This window comes from Streptomyces vietnamensis (assembly GCF_000830005.1).
Lineage (GTDB): Bacteria > Actinomycetota > Actinomycetes > Streptomycetales > Streptomycetaceae > Streptomyces > Streptomyces vietnamensis.
In genome coordinates this window covers 8,444,519-8,467,271 of record NZ_CP010407.1, presented here as the reverse complement: position 1 = coordinate 8,467,271, position 22,753 = coordinate 8,444,519, and the positions used below count along the sequence as shown (strand labels likewise).

Sequence of the window (22,753 nt, the reverse complement as noted above, 5' to 3'; positions counted from 1 at the left end):
GCACGGTGGCTCCGGCCGCCTCACCACGCCGGCTTGCGGGTATGCGCATAGACGAAGGGGCCCGGCGGGTGGTCCTCGAAGTGGAGGTGCGGGCCGGTGACGTTGCCGGTCGCTCCGACCTTGCCCAGCTGTTGGCCCGCCCTGACCTGCTGGCCGGTGATGACGCCCCGTTGCCAGAGGTGGCAGTAGACGTACACCCGGCCGTTGTCGGCCTGGAGGCCGACCCAGCGGCCGTAGGCGCCGCCGTTGTCGTTGGACCACTGGATGGAGCCGTCGCGGACGGCGACCACCGAAGTTCCCTGCATCGAGGCGTAGTCGTCCCCGGTGTGGTAGCCGGCCAGGTACCGCGGATTCTGGATGCCGTAACGGTAGGTGACGCCGTGCCCGGGCACCGGGGAGGGCACCCTTCCCGACTCCCCCTCGCCTCGGACTTCGAACCCGAAGCGGGCACCGAGCTTCTTGAGCGACTGCATTCCCGGGAGTCCGTCCGCGTCCGCGCCGGAGAAACCGAGGTGCTGCTGCCACTTGGCGTAGGCCTCTCTGGTGCGTTCACCGTAGACACCCGGGCCCGAGCTGAAGTCGAGTCCCACCGCCTGGGCCAGGGCCTCTTGGACCACCAGGACGCTGTCATTGTGCGCGCCTGGGTACAGCTCCGACAGATTGACGACCTTGGACATGATGGGCGTCCCTTCGGGGACCGTGATCAGTAGCCGCACGGTCCGCGGTTGGGGTCGAACTGGCAGACGCGGCCTGCGAGGTTCGTCCCGTCGCGGTACACGCCGTATCGAGCCATCACATAGTTCATGGCTGCGCAGATGTTGGCCACGCCGTCGTAAATGACCTCTGAGGTGCCAGGCTGGTGGTGCGAGGCGAACGTCGGCGGGATGACCTGCATGACTCCGCGGGAGCAGTTGCGTGGATGGCCGTCGCTCTGCTTGGGCCCGGTGGCGTTGCTGTCCCAGTCATTCACCGCGTTGAACCGGTACGACGACTCGCGCCGGGCGGCGACCAGGATGCCCGGCACCCAATGAGTCTCCGGCACGCGGAGGATGCGGCAGGCCTCCTTGGCCGCCGCCGTGGTGCTTCCGTCCTGCACGTGATCGAACTTGACGCTCGACAGGGGGATGGCGGAGTGCCCTGCGACCTCGCCGTCCGGCAGGGCAGGCCGGTCGAAGAAGCTCAGCCCGCGGACCGTGAAGCTCTGCCGACGGCCCAGTTCGGTGAGCGAGAAGCGCCCGAACACACCGTCCGCGTCGCCGTCGGTGAAGCCGAGCTTCCGCTGGAAGGCGGCCACCGCCGCTTTCGTACGCGGCCCGAACGTGCCCGGTGCGGCAGCGTAGTCAAGCCCCACTTCCTCGGCGAGCGCGCCCTGGACGATTCTCACCGAGGTGTTCCGCGCGCCGAACACGACCTCCGAAGCTGTCACCGCGATGTCCGAACGCGGCAGTACTGGACCGGGCCAGCGCCATGAGGCGACGGCCGTGCCGCCCCGGTGATCGTCGGGGTCGGCGGTGGGCGGGCAGCCGTCCTCGAACTCCGGCGCGAAGTAACCCACGACCTTCATGTTGCGCCGCTCCGTACGGTGCGAGTAGACGCCGTAGCCCTGGCCCGCGTCTTCGGCGTTCTCGGGAACGGTGTTGCCGCCCTTGGTGTAGACGTGGGTCTCGTCGAAACCGACCACGACCTCGGTGTGGCCGCCGTGGGACAGGTTCGTCCACGCCCCGATGGAGGGGTAGTCGGACCACTGATCGCGCGTCCTGGCCCATTCGGTGAAGACGGAGACGTTGTCGACCTTGGGAACGATGTGGTCCAGGCCGACGTCGGCGTACATGTCCCAGTTGAACATGACGCACCACGGCTCGCCGTCCTCGCCGAACTGCCTTCCGAACTGTGTCCTGTTGTCGTAACCGGTCCCCGGCACGTTCGTCTCGTACACGCCCTCGGGAACGCTCTGGATGTGATCGACCAGTCTCCGCCATTGAGGTGCTGCCATCGTCCGCCCATCCTTCCGATGAGTCGGCGTTCGGGGAAACCGAGAGGACTTTGGTACGGAGGCCCACCACTTCCAGCGAATCAGCCACGGCTGGTGATCGCCACCGGAGAGGGGCGGTTGCCCCAGCCGGCTTCGCTGACGTCGATCGGTCCTGATGCGGCGCCCATGACCCTATGGCCCTCGGATGTCCTGCGCTGTTGATCTGTCGGTCACTTCCGCGGCGGGGTCGATGCGGCCGTCGGCCGACCAGGAATCCGGCCTCGGCACTGCCCGCACCGGTCAACGGCCTGGAGTTCGCCCTGTGCGCCCTGTTCACCGTCCTCACCCGGGACGCGTTCCGCTCACGCCGAGAGTTCCCCTCCCTGATCCTCGCCGGAGCGAGCGTCACTGTCGCGCTCGTGCTGACCCGCGCGCCGTGCCCTAGCTGACGCGGTCCTACTCCCGCATGCTCGATGAGGCGATTGGTGTGCTCCTGGACGCCGTTGAGGAACCTGACGTGGTGACGGAGGAGGACCTCGATGGCCTGGCCCGCTTGCCGAGCACACCCGGTCGGGTCCACACCGAAGTGCAGCCGAAAGGAAGACCGGCACCTCCTCGGCCACGGCACCGGCAGCTCGCAGGTCGTCCAGCGCGGCGGACAAAGCGCGGCGGGTCTGCGGGGCGATCGGACCCTGATCGCGATCGAAGCCGGCCGCGATGCGGATGCCGGCGAGGTCGCCGTCCGCGGTCGTGGCCTCGGTGTAAAGGCCCCTGGCAGAAGGGAGGGCGAACCGATCCCACGGGTGCGGACGGACAGTGGCGTCAAGCATGAGGGCGGCGTCCACGACACGGCGGCTGATCGGCCTTTCCCTCGTGTCAGGGTCCGTGTTGCCCCTATGAGGGCTGCGTCCGGTGGTCGGTTTGATGCCACGGCTTCGCAGAGCGAGGCCGGCGCCCGGATGGAGCCTCCCCGTCCGATCCCCAGATCAGCGGGGCAATGCCGGCCACGGTCGAGGCAGCCGTGCCACCGCCGTCGCCGACGGCCGAAGCGCAGGAGCCAAGCGCTCAGTCGACTGCTCGATGAAGGGGTTGGTCTGCTGCCGGACCCCATCCGCTGGGCGTCCGCGAGCCTGACGCGGCAGAAAGGATGCTCCTGGCAGACGCTCCTGGCACTCGATGACACTGTCCGTGACCTTCCTGTTCCTACGCGTCAGTGACGCATCACGCGGGCGCGTCCTCGCAAGCCGGCAGGCGTGCTCTGTCGCACACGGGGCCCGCTCGTCACGTCGCTGAGCGGGCCCCTCGCGGATACTCTGGGATTCATGATCGAGTCCGGACGGCCGCGGCTCCGTCGGAGCCACGGCTACGGCAGGCTCGTGCGGCTGTCGCCGGTGATTCTGACCGTCGTGATCGCCAGTCTGGCCTACGCCACGCCGCCGGAGCTGGCCTTCAGCCGTCTCCTGCCCTCGGCTCCGGCTCTGGCCGCCGCCATGTGGCCGGTCCTCCCGACCGTCCTGCTCGGGACCGTCTGTCTCTTCCTGATGATCGGCCTCAGTCTCGTCTTCCCCGATCTGGGGACGTGGTGGACGTGCGGGGGGATCGTCGCGGTCACCGTGGCCGCCGCATACGGAAGCCATGTCCGGCTTCAACGGGAGCGCACGCTCTTTCAGGTACGGCTCGTCGCCGACGCGGCCCAGCAGGTGGTGCTGCGGCCCCTGCCGCACCGTTTCCGGAACGTCGAGATCGAATCGCTGTACCTGGCGGCCGCCGCAGAGGCCCGCATCGGCGGGGACTTCTACGAGGTGGTCGACACTCCGTACGGGGTGCGGCTGCTCATCGGCGACGTGCGGGGCAAAGGCCTGCCGGCAGTGGGGGCGGCCGCAGCGATCGTCAACGCCTTCCGGGAGGCGGCACACGGCGAGGCCTCCATGGCCGCCATCGCCCGCAGGCTCGATGCCAGCTGTGCCCGGCACAACGCCGCCCATCCGCCCGAGGCACCGATGGAACGCTTCGCCACCGCGCTGCTCGTCGAGATCCCGCATCAAGGCAGCCGCATCACGATCGTCAACTGCGGACACCCCCCGCCCTTGGTCCACAGCCTGAAGACCGTACGCGTCCTCGAGCCGTCCGTCCCCTCGCCCCTGCTCAGCCTCGCGGAATTGATCGGCGACCAGTACCGTGCGGACGCCTTCGACTTCGCTCCCGGCGAGCTCCTCCTCCTCTATACGGACGGGATCGCCGAAACCCGCGCCCGAGACGGTGAGTTCTTCCCGTTGACAGCATGGATGCGCCGACAGCCCCTCGCCCCTCCCCGTGATCTGCTCACGACCCTGCACCGCGACCTCCTCCGTCACAGCAGAGGCAGCCTCGACGACGACATCGCCGCCTTGGCCGTGCGCCTGCACACGTCATGAGCCAGGCCCGTGGGCGAGGTGTCGCCCCACGAGCCCTGGAACCTCTCACCGACCGGGCCTTCGCCGCCTTCCGGGGCGGCGGCCCGGCATGCCTCGAACTCCTCCACCCACGGCGGGCGGCGCGTGGCCGTCAAGGCACGGGCAAGGCCTGTTCCGCCCAGATCGTCTTGCCCGTCGGCATGTAGCGCGTACCCCAGTGCTCGGTGAGCTGGGCGACCATGAACAGTCCGCGTCCGCCCTCCTCGTCGTTGCCTGCGTAACGGGCGTGCGGTGAGGTGTGCTGCGAGTCGGAGACCTCGCAGATGAGGGAACGGTCCCGGATCAGGCGCAGCCCGATCGGGCCGGAGGCGTGACGGATCGCGTTGGTGACCAGTTCACTGACCACCAGTTCCGTGGTGAAGGCCAGCTCGTCCAGTCCCCACCGCCCCAGCTGTTCCGCGGCCATCGAACGTGCGCGTGCGACGAGCGCGGGGTCCGAGGGCAGCTCCCAGGCCGCCACCTGGCGTGCGTCCAGCGCACGGGTACGCACGACAAGGAGCGTCGCGTCGTCCCGTACGTGGTCGGACACCAGATCCGCGACGATCTGGCCGCACAACAGCTCCGACGACGAGCCTCGCTGCTCCCCGAGTACAGCCGCCAGGCGGCCCAAGCCCACGTCGATGCCTTGCCCCCGGGCCTCCACGAGGCCGTCGGTGAACAGGACGACCAGGCTTCCCTCGGCGAGCGTCACTTCCGCACCCTCGTACGGAAGCCGTCCCACACCCAGCGGAGGCCCCGGTGGCAGACGGAGGAAGCTGACGGGGCCGTGCGGCTGCACCACAGCCGGCGGCGGATGTCCTGCCGCCGCCCAGGTGCTCGTCCGGGAAGCCGGATCGTAGATCCCGTAGACGCACGTCGCTCCGACGGCGCCGCTGCCGTCCGGGCCTTTCACGTTCTGGTCCGACGCGTCCTTGCCGACTTGATCGTTCAGCCGGGCCAGGAGTTCGTCGGGCGCGAGGTCCAGCTCGGCCAGGGTGCGCACCATCGCGCGCAAGCGCCCCATGGTGGCAGCGGCTCCCAGCCCGTGGCCGACGACGTCCCCCACGACGAGTCCGACACGTGCGCCGGACAGCGGAATGACGTCGAACCAGTCGCCGCCGGCGCCGAGGTGGCTGTCGGCGGGCAGATAGCGACTCGCCGCCTCGACCGCGCTCAGCTCGGGCAGCGATCGTGGCAGCAGGCTGCGCTGGAGCATGAGCGCGGCGGTGCGCTCCCGGCGGTACCGCCGGGCGTTGTCGATGCACACAGCGGTCCGCGACGCCAGCTCCTCTGCCACCGCCCGGTCGCCGTCGTCGAAGGGTTCCGAGTCCTCACCCCGCACGAAGGTGACAAGGCCCAAGGGCGTCCCCCGCACGATCAGCGGGACGTACAGTCGCGTCGGCGCGACCACGGCGTCCGCGGTCGCGCGGCCCCCGGCCAGGCTCTCGGCCTGCGACGATCCGGCGGCGTACGCGACCCGCTCGCCCACCCGGGAGGGTTCTCCGTCGGAATCGGCCACGCGTACCAGGTCCCACGCCGTGACGGGCTTCGGTTCCTCTCCCTCGAGCACCTCTGCCGCCACGTCGACCAGCACGGCGTCGGCGTACCGCGGCACGGCGACCCTGGCGAGCTCCGCTGCCGTTCCGGACGGGTCGAGCGTCGCCCCGATCCGTGCACCGGCCTCCGCGAGGAGCGCGAGGCGCTGCTGCGCACGGTAGTGGTCGGTGACGTCGATGGACTGTTCGCACACGCCCACCGGCTCTCCCCGGCCGTCGAGGAGGCGGAAATAGGACGAGGACCAGACGCGCTCACGCCGCGGGTCGGCCGGGGCGCGCCCTCGGAAATGCACGTCGATGACCGGCTCACCGGTGTCGAGGATCTGCTGGACGAATTCCTCGGGCGGCGCCAGATGCTGGGTGGTGAGGACATCGCCGGGAAAGAGTTCGGTCATGGAGCGGCCCAGCGATGCCGTGAGGTCGCCGCCGAGCTCCCGGACACTGGCTGCGTTGGCCCACAAGAGGCGCGCGCCGGGACCGTAGATGGCCAGTGTCACCGGCGACTGGGTGACGAGCCCCTGCAGCATCGCCTGTCGGGTCTCCCACCAGCGGAGCCCCTCCAGCTCGGCCGCCATGAGGACGGCGGAGGGGACCCGGCCGGTGGAGTCCCCGTCGGAGGCGGGGGTAAGGGGACGCAGAGTGACCGCCACACGCACGGTGTGTCCGCTGCGGTGGCGCACGTCCACGACGGCACTGCGTGTCCCACCGAGCCGCAGCTGCTGATCCGGCCACTGCTCTTCCGAGCTGCCGCGATCGGCGTGCGGGGTGACGAGCAGATCCGCCGCCCGGCGTCCCAGTACCTGCGAAGCGGGATACCCCAGGAGGGCCTCGGCCTCACGACTCCACCCGACGAGCACTCCGTCTGCGGCAAGCAGGGCGAAAGCGGCCGGGGGCGGGCCGAGGTGCCCGCCTTCGTCCGCCCCGGCGGGAGGAGTGAAAGATAGCCCTTCCATGGTCCCATCATCCTTCCGAGCGGTCGCGACCGCAGTGCGCTCGGTCCGGTCCGGACGGCCACCGCACAGCGCGAACCGGGGCGGCACCGCCTCGCCGCCCTCCTCCGGGTACTCCTCCGGGAGGCGGACCTGTGCGCCGTCGCGCGAGACCGGTGCCGTCGATCCGGACTCGGCCTGTCGGCCGCCGTACGCGACCGTGTGTGTCCGGTCCCCACGGAGGGGAGAGGAGCCGGTGACGCGAGCGGCCGACGAGGCCGGACAGCGGGCCGGCGTCGTAGCCTGGTGACCGCCGCGGACGACCGGCGTGGCCTGGACGTTCCCCGGCAGGAGAGCAGCATGGACAGCTCCCTCTGGCTCATCGTGGCCGTCGTTCTCGTGCTCGTGGTGGCGGGATACGCGGCCGTTCTGCTCATCCGCGTCTTCCGGACTCGGAGGTTGCTGCTGGACGCCGGTGTCCCGTTGCAGTCCAAGGCCCTGTTCTGGGCTTCGGTGCTCTACACGGTCTCACCGATCGACCTGATCCCGGACCCGGTCTACTTGGACGACATCGGCGTGCTCCTGATCGCCCTGCGGGCGTTGCACGCGGCTGCCGCCCGCAACGGGGCGGGGCCCGACGGGCTGCCCGAGGGTTCGAAGGACATGGGCAGCGGTCCGGCGGGGCTGCGGCCGCCTCGGTGAGGGTGGATTCCTGTGGAGGTCTGCGCCGGATCGTGCGGTGCGCCCCCCGGTGCGGCTCCATCCGGTACGGCTCCATCCGGTGGCCGACTAGCGGCGTCGTCGCTCTCGTCACGCCGGCGTCGGTGTCCGTCCTCAGGAGGGAAGGTTCTGTTCCGCCCAGACCACCTTGCCGTTCACGGTGCGGCAGGAGCCCCATCGGCGGCACAGCATGTTGATGAGCTGGAGGCCTCGGCCGCCCTCGTCGCTGAGATCCGCGTGCTGGATCTGGGGCAGGTCGGGGCCTGTGTCCGAGACCTCCACGACGAGGCGGTCGCCACGGAGCAGCCGGAGTCTGCCCGGGCCGTTGCCGTAGCGCAGGGCGTTGCCGACGAGTTCGGAGACGACGAGTTCGAAGACGTCGCCGAGCTCCGTCAGATCCCATGCGGCAAGCTGGTCCGTGACCAGGCTCCGGGCCACGGACGCCGCTCGCCCTTCCTGCGGCAACTGCCACTCGCGCACATCGGCCGGGTCTTCCGCGGGGGCCGTCGCGACGAGGAGCACGGCCTCGTCGAAGCGGGCGGCGTCGGCAGGGGCGCACCCGATCAGGCCGCCGCCTTCGAGGACGTCGGGGGCCAGGCCGCGCGCCGCGGAGCGCAGACAGTCCAGCTGGTGGTCGATGTCCGCGTGGCGGGACTTGACGAGGCCGTCCGTGTACATGACCAGATTGCCGCCCCTCGGTACTTTCAGACGGATCGGGTCGTACGGGATCACTCCCGCACCGAGCGGCGCGCCGACCGGTACGTCCACGAACTCGGCGGAGCCCTGTCCGTCGAGGAGCAGCGGCGGCAGGTGCCCGGCGCTGGCCAGCGTGTACGTGGAGTCGGCCGGGTCGAACACGGCGCAGAGGAACGTGGCGACCTGCTCGTCCTCCAGGTCACGGGTGGCGAGGTCGAGCCGGGCGAGAACGCGCTCCGGGGCCATGTCCAGGGTCATCAGGGTGCGGGCCACCGCCCGCAGACGCCCCATGGTGGCGGCCGCGGGCAACCCGTGGCCCATGACGTCGCCCACCATGAGGGCCGTACGTCCGCCGGGCAGGGCCATGACGTCGTACCAGTCCCCGCCCACGCCGTGGTGGGCCGTCGAGGGCGCGTACTCCGCCTGTACGCGCAGCCCGGGCGTCACCGGGGTCACGCGCGGCAGCAAAGCGCGTTGCAACGAGACGACGCGCTCACGCTCGCGTCCGTACAGCCGGGCGTTGTCGATGTAGACGGCGGCCTGGGAGGCCAGCTGTTCCGCCAGTGCCAGGTCGGTGGAGGAGAACGGTGGCCTTCCGGGGCCGCGGACGAAGTCCGCGCTGCCGAGCAGTAGCCCGCGGGCGATCAGCGGTACGGCGAGGTAGCTGTGCACTCCGGCGGCTCGCATCTTCGCCGCGGCGCTCTCCGTCGGCGCGACCTTGAGGAAGTCGTCCCTCCTCATGCGTCTCACCAGCACCGGCCTGCCCTGTCGCAGACAGTAGCGGTGGAGCAGCGTCTCGTGCGCCTCTTCGGCGCGAGCGGTGGTCTCGCCCACCGGGGTCGGTTCGAGGGAGGACAGCTCCTCGACGGCGCACAGCGCGGTGGCCCGCATGAGCGGGGCGCCCGTACCCGTCCACCGTGCGCCTTCCTCGCCCTGCAGGACGCTCTCCAGAATGTCGACGGCGGTGCCGTCGGCGAAGCGTGGCACGGTGAACTCGGCCAGCTCCTGGGCAGTGCGTTCCAGGTCGAGGGTGGTGCCGATCCTGGAACCGGCGGAGTTCAACCAGGCGAGCCGATCGCGTGTGGTGAGCCGGTCGAGGGGGACCTCGCCGCCGCTCCGGGCGAGCCGCCTGCGGGCACCGGCCGGGCCGTGCGCCGCAGCGCCCTTGCCGGCCGAGGCGCGGCCGGGCACGCGTCGTCTCCCCTCGCCGCCGTTCACTCTTTCGACCTCCAGGCAGGTACTCGATCGCTGTTCGTGCCCAGCATGCACCTTTTTCCGGCCGATCGGCCGACTCCGGGCCGAGAGCTTGCCCAGGACGGCGCGGAGATCTGAGCATCTTCGACGAGACGCGCCCCCGAAGTCGGCGAGCCCCGGGCCCTCCGACCTGTTCGACGGCGTCGCCCTCCGCGTGGCGATCGAGGGGGCCGCGCTCGGCGCGCCGGGCCCAGGCCCGTACCCGCTCCGGGGACGCGGTCGAGAAGGCGGCCGAACTGATCCGTCGAAGGGCCGCTGCCGAGGTTCAAGAGGCCGGGGTGTACAGCTCGCTCGTGCGCGTGAGCCGATGATGGCCGCCCGTCGGCGTGGACGGGCCCGTGCGGACCGCGCCGCCCGCCACCAGGATCCGCCCGTCGGCCAGTGCCACCGCTGCGAACTCGGCGCGGCCCACCGCCGTCCCGGCCGCCGGCGACCAGCTCCGGGTCAGCGGGTCGTACAGCACGGCACTGCTCAGGCCCGCGTCGCACAGGGGCTCCGTGCCGCCGCCCACCACCAGGACCTCGCCCGAGGGCAGCGGGAGGGCCCGGTGCAGGGAACGGCCGCAGGGCATGTCCGGCTCGCGGGTCCAGGTGCCGGAGCCCGGGTGGTAGCGCTCGGCGGTGGCCAGGCTGTACGGGTCGACGCGCCCGTCGGGTCCGATGTCCCCGCTCGTGCCGCCGCCGGTGGCCAGCACGGAACCGTCGGGCAGCGGCGTCAGTTGGTGGGCTGTGCGGGGCACGGCAAGACCGGCCGTCCGGGTCCAGGTGCCCGTGCCCGGGTCGTAGCGCTCGCAGTGCGCGAGGGCGGCCCCTCCCGACCCGTCCCGGCGGGTCGAGGCCCAGCCGCCGGCCACCAGAACGCTGCCGTCGGCCAGGGCCGTGGCGGGATGGTGCGTCCGGGCGTCGGTGAGGTCGCCGGTCGCGGTCCACCGTCCGCCGCCTTCCGGGTCGAACACCTCGGCCGAGGTCAGTGAGCGCTCGGAGTCCCCCGAGCGGCGGTCGCTGCCGCCCGCCACCAGGACCCGGCCGTCGGCGAGCAGTGTCGCGGAGTGCCCGCAACGGGCCTGCCTCATGGGCACGGTGTCCGTCCAGCGACCGGTCCCCGGGTCGTACACCTCGGCCGTGCCGAGTGGGCGCACGGGGAAGGAGAGCGGGCCGGTGTAGCCGCCGGTCACCAGGACCCGGCCGTCGGCGAGGACGGTGGTGGTGTGCATCCGCCGGGCGGTGCGCAGGGGCGCCGTCTCCGACCAGGTGCCCGTGGCCGGGGTGAACAGGGCCGCCTCGGCGGTGGCGGCGAGCAGGGCGTCCGCCCCGCCCGCGAGGAGGACCCGGCCGTCGGGGAGCCGGACCGCGCCGCTCGCCGCGCCGAACAGGTCCTGCTCCCAGGGCAGTGCGCCGACCGGTGCCCAGTGTCCGGTGCTCATGGCGTGAACACCTCGGCCTCCCCCGCGCCGACTGCTGCGGCGAAGACCGCGGTGGCGGACCCGGCACGGGAGACCCCGCCCGCCGCGAGGACCCGGCCATCGGCGAGCGAGGTCGCGCCGAACGCCCAGCGTCCGGTCCGCAGTGGCCCGGCAGGGGACCAGCGGCGGGCGACCGGGTCGAAGCGCAGCGCGCTCGGGAAGCCCACGTCCAGGGCGGCCTCGTCCGCGCCACCGAACACCAGGACCTCGCCCGAGGGCAGGGGCAGCGCCCGGGGGTGGCTGCGGGTCCACGGCAGCGGCTGTTCGTCGTACCAGGTTCCGGTCTCCGGGTCGTAGCGTTCCACCCTCGTCGTGCCGTACGGGTCGAAGCGGGCGTCGTCGGAGCGCGACCGTCCGCCGCCCATGGCGAGGACCGTGCCGTCGGGCAGCGGGACGGCCTGGTGGCCGTACCGGGCGTCGCGCAGCGCCCCGGTCGCCGCCCAGCTGTCGGTGCGCGGGTCGTAGACCTCGCAGAGGGCGAGTGCGGTCGGCAGCAACTGCCCGGTGGCGGCCAGGCCTGCGACCGCGAGGAGGTGTCCGCCCGGCAGCGGGGCCACGATGTGGTGCCAGCGGGCGTCGGCCATCTCGGCGGCGGGCGACCAGGTGCCGGTGTCCGGGTCGAAGAGCTCGGCGGTCGTCAGGGTGACGACGGTCCGTGCGTCGCGGAGCCGGTTGCCGCCCGCCACGAGGACCCGGCCGTCCGGCAGCAGGGTGGCCGAATGCCCGTACCGGGCACCGGCCATGGGCGCGGCGGGCGTCCAGGTCCCGGCCTCGGGGTCGTAGAGCTCGCTGCCGGCGACCGCGCTCGGCGGGAATGCCTGCGGGCCGGTGATGCCTCCGGCGGCAAGGACCCGGCCGTCGCGAAGCACCGTCAGCGAGTGGATGCGGCGTGCCTCGTGCAGCCTGCCCGTCTCGGTCCAGGTGCCCGAGGCCGGGTCGAACACCGCCGCGTCGGCGAGGGCTTCGAGGAGCCGTCCGGCGCCACCCGCGGCAAGCACCCGCCCGTCGTGGAGGGTGACGGGACCCTCGTACTGACCGTGCCAGTAGACCAGTGGGACGGGCAGCGTCCCTGCCGGTGCCCAGTGTCCGGTGACCGCCGTCGCGGGCGGCGGCCGGTCACCGCCGTCCGTCACGAGCGTGCGCACCTCGTCCTCCTCGTCGGTTCACCGCGTGCTCGCGGGCGTGTAGATCTCGGCGGTGGCGGTGACCTCGTCCTCGCCGAGTACGGGGGCGGCGGGCCCGGACCGGGTCAGTCCGCCGACGGCGAGGACCCGGCCGTCCCCGAGGGCGACCGCGGCCGGGGCCCAACGGCCCTCCACCGTGCCGAACTCCGTGGACCAGGTGCGCGCGACCGGGTCGTAGACCATCGCGTTCTGGTAGCCCACGGCGAGCGAGATGTCATCGGTGCCGCCGATCACCAGCACCTGGCCCGACGGGAGCGGGACCGCCCGGTGGTGGCTGCGGCCCCACGGCATGTCGGTGTCGGTGCTCCAGGTGCCGGAGCCGGGGTCGAAGCGCTCCGTCACCCACTGGCTGTACGGGTCGAACGCCCAGTCGTCGGGGCGGAATCCGCGCATGTCACCGCCGGTCACCAGCACCGTGCCATCGGGCAGGAGGGTCGCCTGATGGCCCTTGCGGGCGCCGGCCAGCGTGCCGGTGGGCGCCCAGAGCCCGGTGGCCGGGTCGTACGTCTCGCAGTAGCCGAGCGCCCCGTAGCGGCCCCGCCCGACCGCGAGGACCCCGCCGACCAGCAGTACCCGGCCGTCGCCGAGGAGCACGGCCGGGTGGCCGAAGCGCGCGTCGGTCATGGGCCGGGCCAGTGTCCACTGGCCGGTGACGGGGTCGTAGAGCTCGGCGGTCCGCAGGGTGTACGGAGTGGGCCCGGGGCGCGCGGTGGCGCCGCCCGCCACCAGGACCCGGCCGTCCGGGAGCCGGGTCGCCGAGTGGGAGAAGCGGGCCTGGCGCAGCGCCCCGGTGGGCGTCCAGCGCCCGGTGGCGGGATCGTGGACCTCGGCGGTGGCGAGCCCTTCGGCGGGGCCGTCGGGGGCGTGGCCGATGCCGCCGACGGCCAGCACCCGGCCGTCGGCGAGCGGGGTCACGGTGTGCAGCCTGCGCGGGGTCCACATCGGGGCGGCGGCCGTCCAGGTGCCCGCGCCCGGGTCGTAGAGCGCAGTGGCGTCGGTGGGCGTGCGGCGGCCGTCCTCCCCGCCGGCCAGGAGCACCCGACCGTCGCCGAGGAGCACTGCGGCGTCGGCGGGCTGGCCCCAGAAGCCGGCGAAGGGCAGAGATCCCGTGGCGGCCCAGGCGCCGGGCACGGCGTCGTCCGCGACCGCGTCCCGGCGCGCGGCGGCCTGCAGCCGCCGGGCGGGCCGACCCGGCCCCGCCACCCCGCCACCGGTCCCCGGCCGGCCGGGGACACCCGGACCGCCGGGGACACCGGGCCCGCCCGGTCCGCCCGGTCCGCCCGGTCCGCCCGGTCCGCCCGGTCCGCCCGGTCCGCCCGGCGGGAGCGTCATCGCTCCACCTTCGCCACGGTGTACCGGACCACGAGCAGCAGGTCGAGCACGGCCTCCGGGGCGAGTCCCGAGCCGTCCCGCAGGTCGGCGGCGAGCGCGGCGATCCGATCGGCCGGCACGGTCAGTTCCCACTCCTCCCCCGCCTCGGTGACCACGCCGCCCGCCCCGTCGACGGCCCCCTTCGGCAGGCCGCCGAGCGAGGGATCGGCCGCCAGGCCGATCTCCGCGGAGTGGCCGCGGCGGGCGACGAGGGTGCCGGTCAGCGGCTCCCCGTCGCCGTAGCAGTCCACGTACCGCCGTCGGCCGTCGGGCCGCAGCTCCCCGGACAGGACGAGGACCAGTTCGGGCTGCGCCACCGTGATCCGCTCGTCCCGGAAGACGTACGGGAAGCGGTCCTTGGCCACCGTGAAGCGGAGGCTCGCCGCCTCGCCCGGCTGCGGGGCGAGGAAGCGGCTCCAGCGGTCGCCGAACTCCCGCCGGGCGCTGAACACCCGGAACAGGGAGGAGGCGCCGTCCGCGTGCGCCCATTGTGTGAGCGCCGCGCGCAGTTCGGTCACGGCCCGCTCGGCGAGCGCGCTGCCGCCGTCGCGTGCGGTGTAGCGCAGGTGGAGGACGACGTCGCTGATCGACTCGTAGTCGAACTGCCGGAACTCCTCGGGCAGCGAGAGCCGCCACTGGCTCACCGCGCCCGCGCCCTCGAACGGCAGGAACCGCTCGTCGCGCAGGCTGGTCTCGAAGAGGCCCGAGTCGTCCTGGCCGGTGCTGGTCACGATGGACCGGCCGGCTCCGGTGCTGTCGCGGAACCGGGTGTCGGAGCGCTGCCGGGCGTACTTCCCGTCGGTCAGCCGCGGGTCGACCCGTACGGTGCTGTCGAGCAGGGTCGCCGTCAGGTTGACGGAGGTGTACGGGCCCGCCACGCACGGCACGGTCACGGCCAGGTTCTTGATCCGGCGCAGGTAGTGGCCGGGGGTGTCCAGGTCGAACAGGGCCTCCGGCAGGGAGACGTACGCGCTGCCGGTCTCCTTCAGCCTGAGCAGGGCGACCGGGTCGATCTGGGCCAGCGAGATCCGCTTGGTCAGCTCGAACTCCCGGGCGTTGGCCTCGTGGTACGCGGCGTCGAGCCGGCCGAGGTCGACGCTCAGCCGCTCGCCGGAGAGCAGCCCCTTGTACAGGGTGTCCCAGTAACCGAACCGGATGTAGTCGGAGTCCTCGACGCCCAGTTCGTGGCGGAAGGCCCGCTCGGCGCGCTTGGCCAGGTCGTACGCGAGTTGGTACGCCTGGAAGTAGCCGGTGGCCAGCCGGCCCGCCATCCAGTCGTACAGCTCCTCGTTCGTGTACTTGTCGTAGAGGAAGGCGTCGGCCTCGTGGGCGTCGGCGAGCTGGAGGTCGTGGTTCTCCAGTTCCTTCCGGGCCACCTGGAGGCGGATCTCCGCCGCGATGATCTGCCGGTCGAGCTGCTGCTGCTCGATACGGCCCTGGGCGGCCTGGAAGTCCCAGTCGTCCTGGCGCCGGTCGTAGCCGGCCATGGTGGCGGCGAGCGCCCCGGCGCCGTTGAGGCTGTTGGCCACCTTCTCGAGGGAACCGGAGAGCCCGTGCAGGGCCTGGCTCAGGTTCTGGCCTCCGAAGGTGAGGCCCATGGTGGTGGGCGTACCGGTCTTGACGTCGGGGATCAGGCCCATGGCACTGGCGGTCATGTCCACGCCCGCGGCGACGGCCTGGTGCACGAGGGCGGCGGCCGAGAGCACGGTGTGCGCGATCTCGCCGGTGTTCATGTAGGACCGGGTGGAGTAGTACTCGACCTTGCCGTCGGCGGCGTCCCGCTGCTTCCGCGCGGCCTGGAGGGCCGCGTCGGCCTCCAGGACCTGCTGCTCGCGCACCGCCCGCGCCGCCTTGAGCACGGCCGTCTCGTGGCGGGAGCGGAGCCGGGCCAGTGCCTCCGCGTCACGCTTCTCCAGGGCGTTGAGCAGTGCCGCCCCGAACGCCTTGACCTCGCCGGTGAGTTCCTTCGCCTTGGTGAGCATGGTGGCGAAGCGGTACGGGGGCAGGGGCGCGCTGATGTCGTCCAGGACGCTCTCGACGCCGAGTCCCGCGGCCGCGGCCCGGACGAGGAGCGCCGGGTCGATGGCCGCGCCGAACAGGGCGGCGCGCCGCTGGACGCCGGAGATGTTCTGTCCGGCGCGGATCTTGGACAGCCGGTCGGCCACGGTGTCCCAGTAGCGCAGGAGCTTGTCGTTGCGCGGGATGACGAAGTAGTCGAGCCAGTTCGTGCCGAACCCGGGCGCGATCCGCGGTGCGGCGTGCTCCGTGGCGGTCCGTGCGGGTCCGGTCGGCACCAGGTGCTCGGCCCGGACGACGGCGGCGGCGAGCCCGGGCGAGCCCTCCACGACCTGCCGGTAGTTCTTCGGCACCGGCGCGGTCCGCCCGGTCACCTCGTCGGGGCGCCGGCCGAGCAGCTGCGAGGCGAGGATGTAGAGCTGGGTGGCCTGGTTGACGGCCTCCATGGTGTCCTGCCGGAACAGCTGGTCGCCCCAGGCGATCAGGTTGTCGAGGTACTTCATGACCACCGCCTTCTGGTAGGCGGTGGTGCGCAGACGTGCCACCACGTCCGGCTGGAAGGGGTGCGTCAGCCACTGGTAGATCTCGGGGGTGTCGTGCCAGCCGCCCTCGGCGAGGCGGCGCAGGATCACCTCGATGCGTTCCTTGGTGTAGTCCTGGGTGAGGTAGAAGGGCTGGGTGCGCCAGTAGCGCTGCGGTTCCGGCAGATCGGCGCGGTCGGTCGGGTCGAAGATCCGGTGCAGCCACTGCTGCGCCTCGGCGAACCGCTGGTTGGTGGAGAGACGGCCCCCGCCGAGGAGGGGGGCGTGGAAGAACAGCTCCCAGTTGTAGTCGGCGTAGGCGCCGGCCCGGTCGAAGTCGAGGGTCTCCTTGGGGAGGTCCCCGAGGATGACGTCCGTGTTGGGGCCGTACCAGTCGTTGAAGTCGAACGGCACGCCGAACTTCTCGGGGTCGAGCTGGATGTCGCGGTCGTAGAGCCCGTCCATGCCGTCCTGGGCCAGACGGGAGGCGAAGGTCTGGGTGAACGGGTGATAGACAGGCAGGATCTGTACGTGTGCGGTGCCGTACGGCTGCGGCACCAGCAGGAAGGACCGCATGTCGTCCGTGTACGTCTGGAAGAAGCGGGTGGGCGTGTCGTTGCGGTCGTGCGAGCAGCGCAACCGGGGCACTCCGGCACTCACGGGGCGCCGCATCAGTTCCACGTGCGGACGGGTCCAGGGGTTCTGGACGTCGAACATGAAGGAGGACGCGAACGTGTCGCTGCGCCCCACGAACTCTCCGTAGTTCGGCCGTGTCTGGGGAGGCGCGGGCAACGTCCCGTAGGGCGAGTAGTAGTCGAAGAACGCCCCGTACGTCGTGGCGTCCAGACGCGGAGTGAGGTAGTAATTACCGCCGATGTACGTCTCGCCGGCAGCGCCCTGTCTGTTGCCGAAGAGGAAATCCACCACGAGGTCGTGGGAAAACCTCTCTCCGTCCGGACTGGCTGTGGCGAGCGCGTAGAGCTCCGGCTTGAGGACCCCCTCGGCCCCGAACATCACGGCCGGCCGCGCGTACAGGAGGTCCTTCGAGACGGTCTTGTGCTGCCACTTGCCCGAGACGTACTGGCTCCAGTTCAGCTTGAACTCGAGGTGCTTCGGGGGTTCCTCCAGGGGGTCGCCGGACTGCGGCATCTTGAGCTGCTGCTGCTCCGACACCAGCTCGTGCGTCGCCCAGAACAGGAACAACCGGTCGTTCCACAGCGCGGGGATCACCGGGTCGCCGTCGACGTCGAGTTCGATCCGCTCCCACGGGGTCCAGTAGCGGCCGTCGACCCTCCGTCGGTAGTAGTGCTCGCGGGGCGTGGCCGCGCTGCGGCCCACCAAATGGAGGTCGCCGTCTCCCTCCTTGTTCTCGTGGCACAGACCGGCGGGCTGCAACCGAGCCACCTTGTCCAGGCTCTCCAGGTAGCCCTTGACCGCGTCCTCGACGGCGGTGGAGGTCACCTCGCGCTGCATGAGCGCGTTCTCGAAGTCGGTGAAGAACGGGGTCTTGTCCGCGCGCAGTTCAGGCTCGAAGTAGTTCTCGGGGTAGAGGAAGACCTTCTGGTTGGCCTCCCAGAGCCGGTACTGCTTCATCCACTCCCACTGGGCCCACAGGCCGTCGCCGTGCCAGGTGTAGGCGTGCTCCAGGTTGAGCTGGAGGCGCTGGACGAACAGCTGCACCGAGTAGACGGCCTGGGCGAGCCGGGTGGTGAGCTGGGTGGGCCCCATCTCCACGTCGAGCAGGAAGTGGTCGTGCAGGTCGTCGGCGTCCTTCCAGCGGGGCCGGCCGTCGCGGTCGAGCAGTGGATGGGCGACCAGGTACGACACGAGCGCGGACCGCTGCCGTTCCCGCAGGGCGTCGCGCAGCGGGGTGGCGGCGGCCGTCCAGTCGCGCGGCGCGTGCCGGGACTTGGCCGTCAGCCAGGCCGCCTCCGCGGCCTCGGCGGTGAGCTCGGGGCGCTGCCAGGGCTGGGCCCGCTCGGCGGCCACGCCGAGGCGGCGCAGCAGGGCGATGCCGGCGAGGACGGCGCTCAGCGCGGCGACGCCGCCGTACTGGGCGGCCGTGGTGATGCCGTGGTCGCGGGCGACGGCGGTGATGTCGGCGGCGTTCCAGCCGGTGCGGCGGGCGAGTTCGGCGGCGGCCTCGCGTTCCTGGGCGCCGGGGGTGCGGGCCACGTCGAAGACGGCGCGCAGGGTGGGGACTCCGCCGCGGACGGCGGAGCGCAGCCGGGCGAGGTCGAGCAGGGTGCGCAGGGGGGCGATAGGAGCGGCCGGCACAGGGGCGAGGGGCAGTGTGTTCGGGTCGAGCCAGCCGCCCTGGGCCGCGTACCCGAAGACGTACGGGATCTCCTCGGCGGTCACCCGCAGCCGGCCGAGCAGCAGCGTCACCCGGTACAGGAAGGCGAGCATGCGGAACTGCCGGTCGAAGGCGGTCCGGGTCACCGAGACGCCGGGGTCGCTGTCGGTGAACTCCGGTTCCAGGAAGTCCTGGAGGGCGGGGGGCCGGCCGGCGGGGCGCAGCCAGGTGCGCAGCAGGGTGTCGGCGCTCGCGGAGTCCAGGCCGGTGGCCTGGCCGAGCTGCTGGACGACGGCGGTCTCGCTCAGGGTACGCCGCAGGTAGGGGGCGAGGCGTTCCAGGACGAGGTGGAAGCGGTCGGCGGGGGTGACGTCCGCGCCGTTGAAGAGGGTGTCGGCGGTCTCGGCGTCGAGGAAGGCGTTGCCGTCCTCGGGCGGGGCCTGCTGGGCGGTCATGAGGTCGGCGACCGCCCGCAGGATCTCGGTGGGGGTGCCGTCGGGCGTGAGGAGCGCGTGCTCCGCCTCGGTGAGGTAGCCGCGGCTGCGCAGGGCGCCCAGGCTGGGGTCGTGGAAGACCTTGGCCGTCAGGGTCGGCGGGATGCGGTATCCGGCGGGCAGAGCGGTCAGGGGCGCCGCGAAGACGGGGACGCGGAGGAGTCTCATGCGGTCGCGGACGAAGGCGCGGGGCGCGTCGTGCAGGGCGTTCACCGCGGTCCGGAAGGCGGTGTCGGTGCTGAGGGCGGTGATGCGGTCCAGCTGCGCCCGGGTCATCGGCCCGCCGAAGGTGAGCAGGCCGTCCTCGGGGCGCTCGGCCGGCTCGTGGCGCAGCGGCAGGTCGGGGGGCAGGACCAGTCCCGCGGGCAGCGCGGGCAGGGGTGCGGTGTAGGTGACGGTGCCGAGCAGGGTGGCGACGGCCTGCTGGACGAGGGCGGTGTCCCAGCCGAGCAGGGCGAGGTTCTTGCGGGTGAGTTCGCCCTTGTCGTCGGTGGTGCGGGCGGTCTGCTGGTGGACGGTCTGGACGGCGGCGCGCAGGCTGGTGAGGGTGGCGGCCAGTGACTCGTCGCGGGGCACCGGGCTCTGGTCTCCGGGGCCGGGCGGCGCTGCGAGGAGCAGGGCGTCGAGGTCACGGACGGTGAGTCCGGTCTCGGCGAGCCGTTCGGCGAGGTCCAGGAACTCCTCGGTGCGTGCGATGCCCAGGTCCACGGGCTGCGCGGGCGCGTCCGCCGCGGCCGGGCCGCGGTCGTCGAAGGCCAGGGGTGCGCCGCCGCCGAGTTCGGTCTCGCCCGGGGTGTACGGGGGGCGGGCGGGCAGGCGCACGGGGGCGCCGCCGGCCAGCTCCGTCTCGCCGTCCGCGCCGTCGTCCCGTACGGCCGCCGGGGCGGTGATCCAGCGGAACGGCCGGCAGTAGCGGGCGAGCCGGAGGGTGTCGGGCACGCTCAGGGAGGCGGCCCGGGCGAGGGTGACCCAGGCGACGAGCTTGGTGAGGGCGAGCAGGTCGAGCCGGTCGCCGATGACGGCGTCGGGTCCGGTGGTGAGGGCGGCGAGTTCGTCGTCGGTGACGCGCAGCACGGCCAGCAGGGCGGCCGTGACGGCGGGCCGGCCGGTGAGCGGCCCGACCTCCTGGAGTTCCGTACGGTCCGGGGTGAGCCGGAAGGGGTGGGCCTGGCCGGGCGGGACGGTGACGACGGCCGGATCGAGGAACAGCCGGTCGTACAGCGGCGGCCGGTCGGCGCCGGGGTACGGATGGGTGTCGAGCGGCTGGGAGAAGGCGAGGACCTGGTCGGTGTCGAGGCCGAGCCGGGCGGCGAGGCCCCGGGCGGCGGCGATGGAGCGCAGGGCGGCGACGTCGAGGCGTCCGCCGGAGCCGCTTCCGGCGATGAGCCGGTCGGTCTCCTCGTCGGAGAGTCCGAGCGCACGGCGCAGCCGGACGAAGCGGTGGAACCGTTCGAGGAAGGCCGCGTCGACACCGTTCAGGGTCATCCTGTCCGTGGCGTACGGCAGTTTGGGGTCGAACTGGATGGTGACGGTGCCGCCCGGGTTGACGAACCGGGTGCGCAGGGCGAGGTCGAGCTCCGTGTAGCGCAGGTGGCCGGTGTCCAGGAGGGTGCGCACGCCGGTCATCTCGGTGACCAGGTCGGCGGGTGTGAGGTCGGCGGGCCGCCCGTAGAACTCGGCGAGGGTCCGGGCGGGGGTGAGCGGTTCGGCGGCGATGGTCCGGTGCTGGGCGCGGCTGAGGCCGAGCCGTTCCGCGGTGCGGGTGGCGCTCGCCTCCTCGGGGCTCGCACCGGACACGCCGAGGGTGGCGAGGAGCGTGTTCCGGCTGACGCCGAGGTGGTCGAGGCAGGCGCCGGTCTGCACGTGCCAGAGGTCGAAGGGCTGGTCCCAGGGGTAGACGGCGGTGCGCAGCCTGTCGTAGGCGCCGGGGTTGACGTGCTGGGGGCGGACCCGGAGCTCGGCGGCGTCGCCGGTGGTCTGGCGCCGTTCGGCGAGGACGGCGGTATCGGGGGCGACGGCCGATTCGAGGAGTTCGTTGACCAGGTCGACGTAGGGCAGGGCGAGTTCGGTGTTGTCCTTGCCGAGGTGGAGCTCCCACAGGTCGGGGCGGCGGGCGAAGAGGACGTCCGCGACGGGCCCGTCGCCGGAGGTGGTGGGCGGCGGGGTGCCGTAGTTCTCCCCGAGGCGGCGCAGGTAGTACAGGAGGTCGACGAGATAGGCGGGCAGGCCGTGGACGGTCTGCCAGTCCTCGACCGACGGGTAGTCGGCCGGGCCGAACAGCTCCTCCCAGTCGGGGATGCGCGGGTCCGCCTGGGCGACGGCGGGCAGCCAGGGGACGTCGAAGTGTCCGGCGGTCCGCAGGTCGGCGACGAGGTTCACGGCGCTCGCGTGGATGCGGGTGGCTCGCTCGTGGAGCGCGTGCGCCTCCTCCTCGCCGACGTGGCCCTGCATCCGGCGGGCGAAGCCGGCGCGGTCGATGCGGGCGATGGCCTGGGCGGAGTCGAAGCCGTCTGCACGCAGCGCCTGCAGGGTCTCGAAGCGCGGCGCGATCTTGAACACGCGTTGTACGGGGGCGAGTTCGCGGCGGGCTTCGGCGTCCGGGACGGTCGCGCTGTTGACCGGGGTGCCGGCGATGTCGAAGTCGGGGTTCTCGGCGAGGAAGCGGGCGGCGGGGGCGTCGCGGTGTTCGGGCAGGGCGGCGAGTTTGTGCGCCACGTAGGCGGTGGGGTGGGCGGCGGCGACGGCGGCGCGGACCGATTCGGCGTACTCGGGGGCCTCGCGCCCCGGCGGCGGTCCGCCCGCCCGGTCCACGAGGTGGGGCCACTCCTCGTCGAGTGTCACCAGGTCTCGGGGTCCGGTGAGTTCGCCGGAGTCGAAGCGGTCGAGGAGGACGGCGACCAGCTCGGGGTGGTCGGCTGTGGTCACGGCCAGGTCGAGGGCGAGGCGCAGCCGGTCGGTGTGCGGGGTGGCCTCCGGTCCGGCGACGGCTTCGGTGTGCCAGATGTCGTCGTCCGTGCGGTCGAGGTAGGCGCCGTAGAGGCGCGCGCGGGCCGAGGGGTCGGGGACAGCGAGGGCGAAGATCCGGGCCAGGGGGGTGGCGGAGTCCTGGCCATCGGTGAAGCGGGCCTCGGCGGCGGCGAGTTGACGTGCACGCAGCGCGGTGAGGAAGGCGTCCGTGTGCGCGGAGAGGTCCTGGTGGGGCACGGTCCGCCGGGCGGGCTCGGGCCGCGCGGGGTCGGGTTCCCCTGCGGGCGGGCCGAGGACCCGCCGTACGTCCTCCGCCCGCAACTGCGCCAGGGCGCCGAGGTCGTCCGGGTGTCCGTGGCGCAGCAGGGCGTAGAAGACCTCGGTGGGCTGGCCGGTGGCCCGGGCGTGCCGGGCGGCGGCTGCCAGGCGGGCGACCTGGTCCTGCTCCTGCCCGGAGGCGCGGGCGAGGAAGTCGACGTCCTCGGGGGTGAGTTCGGCCGGGTCGGTGCCGTCGAGCAGCGGGGAGAGGTCGGCGAGCAGCCGATCGTACGCGCTGCGCCGGTCCGCCGGCAGGGTGAGGTCGAGCGGGGTGTCGGGCCGTCCGTCGAGTGTCCGTGCCACCCGGGCCGACGTGCCGTCGAGGCTCACCTCGACCAGCAGGTCCACGGGCCCGGCCGGTCGCGTGAACTCCACGAGGAAGACGCCGTCGCCGTCGGTGCGGGTGGCGCCCAGCGGTTGACTCGTGCGCAGGCGCCGGGCGCTGACGTGGACGGTCGCTCCGGCGCCGGGTACGCCGTCGGCACGCAGGACGCGCCCGCGGAGCCGGCGGACGGCGTCACGCTCACCGGGGGCGGGGACGCTCGGGAGTTCGCTGGTCATTGCC

Annotated in this window: 11 protein-coding genes; 2 read left to right on the top strand and 9 right to left on the bottom strand. The window is 72.7% G+C overall.

All coding sequences use genetic code 11. From position 1 onward, the window contains the following. Positions 1-20: 20 nt before the first annotated feature. From SVTN_RS37495 to SVTN_RS46715, 3 genes are all read right to left on the bottom strand, one after another. On the bottom strand, positions 21-677 hold the full coding sequence (locus SVTN_RS37495) for a M23 family metallopeptidase (RefSeq protein ID WP_041133066.1): 657 nt from the start codon (positions 675-677) through the stop codon (positions 21-23). A 26-nt stretch (positions 678-703) separates the two neighbouring features. Beyond that, positions 704-1,993: a peptidoglycan-binding protein gene (locus SVTN_RS41290; protein ID WP_107072785.1), complete on the bottom strand. Its 1,290-nt coding sequence runs from the start codon at positions 1,991-1,993 to the stop codon at positions 704-706. A 341-nt stretch (positions 1,994-2,334) separates the two neighbouring features. Then, on the bottom strand, positions 2,335-2,898 hold the full coding sequence (locus SVTN_RS46715; RefSeq protein WP_425429066.1) for an amidase family protein: 564 nt from the start codon (positions 2,896-2,898) through the stop codon (positions 2,335-2,337). A gap of 396 nt (positions 2,899-3,294) precedes the next feature. Between SVTN_RS46715 and SVTN_RS37485 the strand changes: the two genes are divergently transcribed. Then, positions 3,295-4,386: a PP2C family protein-serine/threonine phosphatase gene (locus SVTN_RS37485; protein ID WP_052499541.1), complete on the top strand. Its 1,092-nt coding sequence runs from the start codon at positions 3,295-3,297 to the stop codon at positions 4,384-4,386. 130 nt (positions 4,387-4,516) lie between these two features. Here SVTN_RS37485 and SVTN_RS37480 read toward each other — a convergent pair whose 3' ends face one another. After that, positions 4,517-6,913, bottom strand: coding sequence for a SpoIIE family protein phosphatase (locus tag SVTN_RS37480; RefSeq protein WP_174518348.1), 2,397 nt, complete (start codon positions 6,911-6,913; stop codon positions 4,517-4,519). 336 nt (positions 6,914-7,249) lie between these two features. Here SVTN_RS37480 and SVTN_RS37470 point away from each other — a divergent pair, with 336 nt between their 5' ends. Next, positions 7,250-7,591 carry a YkvA family protein gene (locus SVTN_RS37470; protein WP_052499786.1) on the top strand — a complete coding sequence of 114 codons (342 nt, stop codon included), beginning with the start codon at positions 7,250-7,252 and terminating at the stop codon, positions 7,589-7,591. Positions 7,592-7,723: 132 nt separating this feature from the next. Here SVTN_RS37470 and SVTN_RS37465 read toward each other — a convergent pair whose 3' ends face one another. From SVTN_RS37465 to SVTN_RS37445, 5 genes are all read right to left on the bottom strand, one after another. Then, positions 7,724-9,496: an ATP-binding SpoIIE family protein phosphatase gene (locus SVTN_RS37465; RefSeq protein ID WP_425429036.1), complete on the bottom strand. Its 1,773-nt coding sequence runs from the start codon at positions 9,494-9,496 to the stop codon at positions 7,724-7,726. Between the two features lie 328 nt (positions 9,497-9,824). Further along, on the bottom strand, positions 9,825-10,982 hold the full coding sequence (locus SVTN_RS37460; protein WP_041133063.1) for a Kelch repeat-containing protein: 1,158 nt from the start codon (positions 10,980-10,982) through the stop codon (positions 9,825-9,827). Next, positions 10,979-12,166: a Kelch repeat-containing protein gene (locus SVTN_RS37455; protein ID WP_052499540.1), complete on the bottom strand. Its 1,188-nt coding sequence runs from the start codon at positions 12,164-12,166 to the stop codon at positions 10,979-10,981. Before SVTN_RS37455 ends, SVTN_RS37460 begins: the two co-directional genes overlap by 4 nt. An 18-nt stretch (positions 12,167-12,184) precedes the next feature. Beyond that, entirely contained in the window at positions 12,185-13,537 is a 1,353-nt protein-coding gene (locus SVTN_RS37450) for a Kelch repeat-containing protein (protein WP_078908663.1), read from the bottom strand. Then, positions 13,534-22,749 (bottom strand): Tc toxin subunit A-related protein, encoded by a 9,216-nt coding sequence (locus SVTN_RS37445; protein WP_052499538.1) that lies wholly within the window; start codon positions 22,747-22,749, stop codon positions 13,534-13,536. The genes SVTN_RS37450 and SVTN_RS37445 overlap by 4 nt, the downstream gene beginning before the upstream one ends. Positions 22,750-22,753 lie beyond the last annotated feature (4 nt).

Excerpts from the sequence above, each read along its gene's own strand:
- SVTN_RS37495 (WP_041133066.1), bottom strand. The coding sequence starts at position 677 with ATGTCCAAGGTCGTCAATCTGTCGGAGCTGTACCCAGGCGCGCACAAT.
- SVTN_RS41290 (WP_107072785.1), bottom strand. The coding sequence starts at position 1,993 with ATGGCAGCACCTCAATGGCGGAGACTGGTCGATCACATCCAGAGCGTT.
- SVTN_RS37485 (WP_052499541.1), top strand. The coding sequence starts at position 3,295 with ATGATCGAGTCCGGACGGCCGCGGCTCCGTCGGAGCCACGGCTACGGC.
- SVTN_RS37480 (WP_174518348.1), bottom strand. The coding sequence starts at position 6,913 with ATGGAAGGGCTATCTTTCACTCCTCCCGCCGGGGCGGACGAAGGCGGG.
- SVTN_RS37470 (WP_052499786.1), top strand. The coding sequence starts at position 7,250 with ATGGACAGCTCCCTCTGGCTCATCGTGGCCGTCGTTCTCGTGCTCGTG.
- SVTN_RS37460 (WP_041133063.1), bottom strand. The coding sequence starts at position 10,982 with ATGAGCACCGGACACTGGGCACCGGTCGGCGCACTGCCCTGGGAGCAG.
- SVTN_RS37450 (WP_078908663.1), bottom strand. The coding sequence starts at position 13,537 with ATGACGCTCCCGCCGGGCGGACCGGGCGGACCGGGCGGACCGGGCGGA.
- SVTN_RS37445 (WP_052499538.1), bottom strand. The coding sequence starts at position 22,749 with ATGACCAGCGAACTCCCGAGCGTCCCCGCCCCCGGTGAGCGTGACGCC.